The sequence below is a fragment of the Bellilinea sp. genome (assembly GCF_034432615.1).
In the GTDB taxonomy this organism is placed as follows: Bacteria; Chloroflexota; Anaerolineae; order Anaerolineales; family Anaerolineaceae; genus Bellilinea.
On sequence record NZ_DAOUBL010000006.1, the window covers coordinates 1 to 6,510 of the forward strand.

General features: G+C 63.3%; 4 protein-coding genes. 1 reads left to right on the forward strand and 3 read right to left on the reverse strand.

Annotation, left to right across the window (positions count from 1 at the left end):
* Positions 1–187: 187 nt before the first annotated feature.
* Complete coding sequence (hisD, locus tag VAE48_RS00455; protein WP_322791341.1) at positions 188–1,531, reverse strand: histidinol dehydrogenase; 1,344 nt, start codon at positions 1,529–1,531, stop codon at positions 188–190.
* A 713-nt stretch (positions 1,532–2,244) separates the two neighbouring features.
* On the opposite strand from hisD, the gene VAE48_RS00460 reads away from it, so the two are divergent.
* The gene (locus tag VAE48_RS00460; protein ID WP_322791342.1) at positions 2,245–3,150 is read left to right on the forward strand and encodes an alpha/beta hydrolase; all 906 of its coding nucleotides are present in this window, start codon (positions 2,245–2,247) and stop codon (positions 3,148–3,150) included.
* Positions 3,151–3,293: 143 nt separating this feature from the next.
* Here the strand turns inward: VAE48_RS00460 and VAE48_RS00465 are convergent, their stop codons facing one another.
* Both VAE48_RS00465 and VAE48_RS00470 read right to left on the reverse strand, forming a co-directional pair.
* Complete coding sequence (locus VAE48_RS00465; RefSeq protein WP_322791343.1) at positions 3,294–5,852, reverse strand: hypothetical protein; 2,559 nt, start codon at positions 5,850–5,852, stop codon at positions 3,294–3,296.
* Positions 5,853–6,284: 432 nt separating this feature from the next.
* Positions 6,285–6,510: hypothetical protein (locus VAE48_RS00470; protein WP_322791344.1), on the reverse strand; the 226-nt coding region annotated here is incomplete at its 5' end.

Below are 6,510 nucleotides of genomic sequence, written 5' to 3' on the forward strand. Positions count from 1 at the left end.
TTTCGAATTTTCGTCCCCCTCCCGCCTCCCCCAAAATCGCAGGGGCGATTTTGGGGGAGGTGCAGGTGGGGGTAACGATCACTGCTTGCCAGGTTTTGATCTTATCCCGAACTCACGTTAATTACTTTAGCATAGCGGTTAAAGCGTGTCAAGCAAAGTGACTTTATAGTTTTGATAAGTGGCGCGCTCACCCCTTGCGCAGGCGGGCGGCCAGGGCGTGGGCATCCAGCCCTTCGGCCAGCGCCAGCATTTCGGCCAGCGGGCTGAGGCGCTGCACGGCGGCGCGGTTCAGCCCGACCAGGCTGACGATCTTGACAAAGTCCCACACATTGAGCGGGGAGGCGTAGCGCGCCGACCCGCCGGTGGGCATGACATGGCTCGGCCCGGCAATGTAATCGCCCATCACCTCGCAGGATTCTTCATCCAGAAACACGCCGCCGGCGTTGTGGATTTTGGGCAGCCAGGCCCAGCCGTCGCGCACCACCAGGTTGAGGTGTTCGGGGGCGTAGGCGTTGCACAGCTCGATGGCTTCGTCCAGGTCGCGGGTGAGGACGGCGCCGCCGCGCGCGGCCAGCGAGGCGCGGATGATGTCGGCGCGCCCCAGCGGGTCGGCGGCGGTCTGGCTCAACAGCTCGTCCACCCGGGCGGCGACCGCCTCGGCCAGGGCGCGGGAGGGGGTCAGCAGCAGGGCGGTAGCGAGCGGGTCGTGCTCGGCCTGCGCCAGCAGGTCAGCGGCGACGCGGCGCGGGCTGGCGCCCTCGTCGGCAATCACCACCGTTTCGGTGGGACCGGCCAGCCCTTCGATGCCGACCACGCCGAATACCTGCCGTTTAGCAAGCGTGACAAACAGCCCGCCCGCCCCGACAATTTTATCCACCGCCGGCAGGGCAGGCGTGCCGAACGCCATGGCGGCAATCGCCTGTGCCCCGCCGACGCGGTAAACCGCATCCACTTCGGCCAGCGCGCAGGCCGCCAGGATGACCGGGTTGACGCGCCCGTCGCGTCCGGGCGGCGTGCAGACGATCACCCGCTGCACGCCGGCGACCCGCGCCGGGATGACCGACATCAGCACCGAAGAGGGCAGCGGCGCGCTGCCGCCCGGCACATACACCCCCACCCGCTCAATCGGGCGGATGAGCTGTCCCAGCGTGCCGTCGGCGTCCTGCTCGATCCACGAGAGGGCCGGCTGGCGGCAGTGAAAGCGGCGGATGCGTTCGGCGGCGGTTTCCAGCGCGCTGCGCAGTTCGCCGGGCAGGGCCTGCAGCGCGCTCTGGCAGTCGTGCGGGTCAATTTGCAGGCCGGCGGCCAGGTCGGCGCCGTCCAGCTTGCGCGTCCAGTCGCGCAAGGCATCATCGCCGCGCCGGCGCACGTCGGCGACAATCCGCGCAACGGCCTGCTCGGCGCTGAGCGGTTCGCCGAACAGGGCGGTAAGTCGTTCCTGCACGGCGGGGGGCAGGTCGGTTTCATCCGGCGGACGGCGGCGCAGGACGGTCTGGCGGGCGGTTTGCGAGTCGTAAATCGGTAAGGACATGGAAACACCTCCGGTGATGGAATAAAAACATCCCCCGCAGCACGGGGGATGGGATGAACAGGGGAATGAGCGGTTTTACCAGCCGCAGGCTGCCCATGCCCGCCGTGCCGCGCTGCGCACGGGGGAGTGATGATGAGCGTGGGGATGTCCCTGCGGGTACTGCATGGGGTTAGTTTAGCACAGCCGGGCGGCATTTGTCAATCGGCTGCACGGGGTTTGGGGGAGGCGCAAGAGGGGTTCGCATTTGCCCTGCCACACCCTATAACCCATCCAGGCCGATGAGGCTGCTGGAAAACCGTCCCTACCTGCAACACGGCGGGTAAAAAGGGACGGCTTTCTCAAAGTCAAAAAGAGGCTGAACCGCAGGCTGCCAATACCAATAAAACAACTCCTCCACTCGCCCCAACCCCCCGTAGCCCCCCTTCCCCGCAAGGCTGCCCTGGCCGCTCGAGGCGTTGCTCTGCGGGGAAGGGGGGCAAAGTGTGTGACCCGCGCCGGGCTGCGTTGGCGTCAAGTTCAACGAGTTGCTCTGCGGGGAAGGGGGGCGTTTATTGCAGCCAGCGGGGCTTTTGAGCAGGCGCGGCGGCACCATCTGCACCTCCCCCAAAATCGCCACGCCGATTTTGGGGGAGGCCGGGAGGGGGTTTATTTCACTGCGCTGGGAATGACATCATCCCCTGCGCCCCAGAACGCAGCTGTGTTAGAATCGACTCATGCCGGTCTTGATTTTGCTGCTGCTTTTACCGGGCTTTCTGCTGGGGGTGTCCGCCGTCCTGACGCAGCGCGCCATCCGCCCGCGCTGCTTTCCCTACCTGAAAACCTATCAAATCGAGGTGCAAAACGGCAAACTGAACGAAGCCGACTACTGGTCGTGGGAAAAGCAGGAAGTACGCCTGACCTCGCCGTTCGGGTACACCCTCAGCGCCACCTACTTCCCGCTGGCGGGCGCCCGGCGCACCGTCGTGCTGGTGCACGGCATCACCTACACCCGCCTCGGCTGCATCAAGTACCTGCCGCTCTTCCGCCGGCGCGGCTACAATGTGCTGATCTACGACCAGCGCTACCACGGGTTGAGCGGCGGCGGCAACTGCACCTTCGGCTTTTACGAACGCCACGACCTGCGCGCCGTGCTGGATTGGGCGCTGGCGCAGCTGCCGCCCGGCGGACGGGTGGGGACGATGGGCGAGTCGCTCGGCGCGGCGGTCTGCCTGCAGCATGCCGCCATAGACCCGCGCCCGGCTTTCGTCATCGCCGACTGCCCGTTTGCCGACCTGAACGAGCTGCTGGCGCTGCGCCTGCGCCGCGATGTCGGCTTGCCGGCTTTCCCGTTCCTGCCGCTGGCCAGCCTGCTGGCGCGGCTGCAGGCCGGTTTCTGGTTCGGGCAGGTTTTCCCCTTGCGCGCGGTGCCCGGCCTGGAGATGCCGGTGCTGCTGGTGCACGGTCAGCAGGATGACTACATCCCGCCGCAGCACAGCCAGCGCCTGTACACCGCCAAACGGCGCGGCTTGCGCCGGCTGTACCTGGCGCCCAACGCCGGTCACGCCGAAAGTTACTGGAACAACCGCGCCGCCTACGAAGCGGTGCTGGAGCAGTTCTTACGAGAGGCAGGTTTGGGATAGGGGCGCAGCCCGGCCGGTCATGCGCTTGCCCCCGTCCACCCCCCTGAATCGTCTGGGCGATTCAGGGGGGTGGGATTGCAGCGGCAAGTCCTTGTGGGAATGGTTGGAATTTAGAGAGGCCGGCCGGACGGCTGCAGCGCGGCTTACTTGCGCACCAGCGGCAGGTAGATGTAGGCATCTCCAGAGGATGTTTCGATTACCCGATCGAAGAGCTTGCTCGAATCACCCTGTGAAACAGCCCTCAGGTGGATTTTGCTGGCGTCATCATCCTGACAATTGGGCTGTGTCGTGGTGATCCGCACGGTCACCTCACCGAACCCCCCCGGCTGGATGTTGCTCAACTGGCTGGGGGTGACGCTGTGGGTGAACGGGCAGCCGCTCATATGGGTCAGGGAGAGGGTAAAGGAATCGGTGTAGTTGCCTAGGTTATAGACCTTCAGCACCTCGGTGCGCGTAACGCCGTAGGGCAGGGTGATGGCTTCGGGGTCGTCGGGGATGCTCACCTCGTAAAACGGGGTTGCTCCCACCAGCCCGATTTCGATAAAGCGAACTTTGTTCTCGCCGGTCAGCGGATCCTGCCCTTCGACGATGTATCTGGCTCTGCCGCGCACCTCGCGGGTTGAAAAATTCGGCGCCGTGAACTGGATCGTAAATTTGCAAACATCATTAGCGACATAATCCTTATTCGGCTCACAGTCAATTGATACGATAGAAAAGCCAAAAGTATTCTCTGACGGTTTATACTCCCCTTCACTGATTTGCAGGTCGTTAAATTTCAATGGGGCGAGGTAATTCGCCTGAAACTCTTTGGTAGCGGTTCCACCGAACGGGACAACGCCGAAGTTGTAGGCGGTCGGCTGGATGTTGGGGTTGCCGGGCGGGTTGCCCTGGTCGCGCAGGTAGACCTGCTGGTAGGGCACGCCTTCGCCCTCGCTGAGCATGTCGGCGCCGGAGGAGAAGGCCACGTAGCGCCCGCTCAGGCTGAGTGAGCTGAAGTTGGAGTTCCACTGCGCCTGCTCACCCACCGTGGTCAGCGAAACGCGCCAGGTCTGGTTCACCCCCCAGCGGCGGGCAAAAATATCCGGGCAGTTGCTGCTCACCCAGCCCTCGATGCCGGGCGGCATCAGCGGGCAGGATGCGTTGTCGTCGCCCACTACCAGATTGGTGGCGTAGGAAGTGAAGGTGACCAGTTTGCCGTCGCCGGAGATGGCCGGGCTGTAAGAGGGCGCGTTGGCCTCTTCGCCGTAGGTGCTGGTTTCGCCGGTGGCGCGCGAAATCGGCCGGATTTGACCGCTGGTGGGGTTGGCAATGTTATCGGCGATATAGAGGAAGATGTCGGTGTAGCCATTGTTGTCGTCCGCTACCGGGTTGTTGGGGTGGGATAGATTATAGACGGGCAGGTTGCTGGCGCTGGATTGAAAGGCGATGTACAGTTTCGGGTTCGGATCGGTGGTGTCCTGATAGACGGTCACGGCCGGGTATTCCGAGGCGCCTTCGGCAGGTTTGCCGTTCGTCCCTTTGGTAATCAGGCGGATTGTGCCGTTATCGCGGTCGGCCAGAAAGAGGTTGGCGCGCCGCTGGTGGAGGGGGGCATTCGGGTCGTCGTCGGGGTAATCGGTTGTGGGCACGCTGCAGTCCAGATTGGTGGCGCGCGAAACGAAGACCACATAGCGCCCGTTGGTGTTCGGCACGAAGACCGGGTGGTAGGAGTCGCCGTTGGCGGGCTCGTTTACATCATTTTGACCGGTAGTGTAATTACAACCGGCGCTCAGCAGGGTGTGGGGGAATTGTTGCGTAAGAGTCTCTCCATCACTAAGTGTAACCTGCCGGACGAAAATATCCTTGACAAAGCCGTTGCTGTTTGCGCCCAGGTCGGCCATCGACTCGAAAGCCACATACACGCCCTCTCCGCTGACAAAGACTGCATCGGCGACCGGGTGGGGGTGGGCAAAGTTGGGTTTGGCCGTACCGGTATCCGGATGGGTGCGGCAGGCCGGCGGGCTGGTGTGGTTGACGCCGTAGATGACCGGGGCGCAGTCCACGTTGCCGGAGTGAAAGCCGGCGTCCGCACCGGTGCTCTGCTCGGCAGAAACGCGGAAAAGCGGGGGTGTGTTGTTCGGGTCATGGGGTTGCGGTAAGATCGCCAGGAAGATGTCGGTCTCCAGCTGGGAGGAATTGTCATAGTCGGAGTATTCCGCGCCGGACTGAAAGACGAGGTATTTGCCGTCGCGCGAGAGGGTCGGGAAGAGTGCATCGCCTTCTACATCTGTATCAAACCCGGTGATGAAGACCGGATTGCCGATGGAATGCGGTTCCAGCGCGGCGGGGTTCTGCACGAAGACGTCGTAGCAGCCGCGGTTCCCACTGCTCACCTCGCTCTGGCAGACTTTATCGGTATCCGGGATGACGTTGCCGCTCAGCTCATCTTTTCTCAAATTTTCGGCGGCCGAGGCAAACGCCAGCTTGGCGTAGTTGTTGACGTTCTCGAACCACGACAGGCTGGTATAGACCGAATTGCCGTTGGCGCCCAGCCCGTATTCCTTGCCGGTGTCGTTCGGGTAGCCGCGCGAAGCCAGCTCGGTCTTGCCCAGTTGAATGGCGCCGCTGTCCGCGCTGACGATCAGGGTTGGCAGCAGCAGCACAATCAGCAGTGCCTGCAGCAGGCGGCGCAGCCCGCGTAAGGTTGCGTTTCTTCCCATCATGACCGACCTCCCCGGCCTGCCGCGCGTAGGGCGGCAGGTTCTTTACTGAAAACTATTCTTCTGCAAACTTCATTCTAACAAATCTGCGGTTTGTTTGGCTTTTCAGTTTTGTTATGTGGTTTCAACCGCGTGCGCCTCTTCCCCTACCCCCCGTAACCCCCCTTCCCCACAGGGTTGCCCTGGCCGATCAACGGCGTTTCTCTGCGGGGAAGGGGGGTGAGGATGGTGACCCGCACCGGGCTGCGCTGGCGACCATTTCAACGGCGTTTCTCTGCGGGGAAGGGGACATTCATCAGCGCTGTCAAGCGTCACCTGCACCTCCCCCAAAATCGTTGACGATTTTGGGGGAGGCTGGGAGGGGGTCATTTCCGTCCGTAGCGGGGTGTGCCGTCGCTGCGCCTATGCGTTGAACAGGTCGCATCCGCAGCCGACTCAAACACAGATCATCGCATGGCCTTTCGAGCGGACGTCAGCCGGCGCGCTCATTCCTCGCAGAGCGTCACCTGCACCTCCCCCAAAATCGTTGGCGATTTTGGGGGAGGCTGGGAGGGGGTCTGTGCCGCTGCGCGCGGAATGACGTAAACCCTGGTTGTCCTTTCGAGCGGACGTCAGCCGGCGCGGCGGTTTCCCGCCGGGACGGCGCGCAAACCGTCCTGCG

Coding starts and splice junctions, on each gene's coding strand:
- hisD (WP_322791341.1), bottom strand. CDS start 1,531: ATGTCCTTACCGATTTACGACTCGCAAACCGCCCGCCAGACCGTCCTG.
- VAE48_RS00460 (WP_322791342.1), top strand. CDS start 2,245: ATGCCGGTCTTGATTTTGCTGCTGCTTTTACCGGGCTTTCTGCTGGGG.
- VAE48_RS00465 (WP_322791343.1), bottom strand. CDS start 5,852: ATGATGGGAAGAAACGCAACCTTACGCGGGCTGCGCCGCCTGCTGCAG.